We start from the raw sequence: 1,110 nt of genomic DNA, 5'->3' as shown, positions 1-1,110 counted from the left end.
CCGATGACCGACGACATGATGAACCTGCGCACGCTCGTGGAGAAGACCCCGGATGCCGATCTGCTGCGGGAGATGATCGGCTTTGCCGCCGAGCGGCTGATGGAAATGGAGGTGGGCGCGGCCACCGGCGCCGCCTATGGCGAGAAGAACCCGCTGCGGCTCGCCCAGCGCAATGGCTACCGCGACCGGGACTGGGAGACGCGGGCCGGCACGGTCGAGCTGCGCATCCCGAAGCTCAGGAAGGGAAGCTACTTCCCGGGTTTCCTCGAACCGCGCCGGATGGCCGAGAAGGCGCTGACCGCAGTGATCCAGGAAGCTTATGTGCAAGGCATCTCGACCCGGTCGGTTGACGACCTGGTCAAGGCCATGGGGATGAGCGGCATCTCCAAGAGCCAAGTCTCGCGGCTGTGCGAGGAGATCGACGGCAAGGTGAAGGCCTTCCTCGAGCGGCCGATCGAGGGCGACTGGCCATATCTGTGGATCGACGCCACCTACCTGAAGGTGCGCCGCGGCGGCCGCATCGTCTCGGTCGCCGTCATCATCGCTGTCGGCGTCAATGCGGACGGCCGGCGCGAGGTGCTGGGCATGGAGGTCGGCACGTCGGAGGCCGAGCCGATCTGGACGGAGTTCCTGCGCAAACTGACACGTCGCGGCCTGCGCGGCGTCAAGCTCGTCGTCTCCGATGCCCATGAAGGCATCAAGGCGGCCGTCACCAAGGTACTGTGCGCGACATGGCAGAGGTGCCGCGTCCACTTCATGAGGAACGTGCTGGCCCATGCCGGTAAGAGCGGCCGCAGGGTCGTCTCCGCTTTCATCGCCACCGCTTTCGCCCAGGAGACGCCTGAGGCCGCGTCCGTACAATGGCGCGCCGTCGCCGACCAGATCCGGCCGAAGGTGCCGAAGCTGGCGACAATCATGGACGACGCCGAGCCCGACGTGCTGGCCTACATGACCTTCCCGAAGGAGCACCGCGCCAAGCTGCACTCGACCAACCCGATCGAGCGTCTCAACGGCGAGATCAAGCGGCGCACCGAGGTCGTCGGAATCTTCCCGAACGACGATGCGATCGTGCGCCTCGTCGGCGCAATCCTGCTCGAACAGAACGATGAA

1 protein-coding gene is annotated in these 1,110 nt (G+C 65.9%); it reads left to right on the top strand.

Annotation, left to right across the window (positions count from 1 at the left end):
- Positions 1–3 precede the first annotated feature (3 nt).
- Positions 4–1,110, top strand: a 1,107-nt coding sequence (locus NKI38_RS33450; RefSeq protein ID WP_352665150.1) for an IS256 family transposase, incomplete at its 3' end; no start/stop codon positions are given.

The sequence above is a fragment of the Mesorhizobium sp. M0621 genome (assembly GCF_040320745.1).
In the GTDB taxonomy this organism is placed as follows: Bacteria; Pseudomonadota; Alphaproteobacteria; order Rhizobiales; family Rhizobiaceae; genus Mesorhizobium.
Note: the sequence above shows the minus strand (reverse complement) of the source record. Positions and strands in the feature narration are given on the sequence as shown.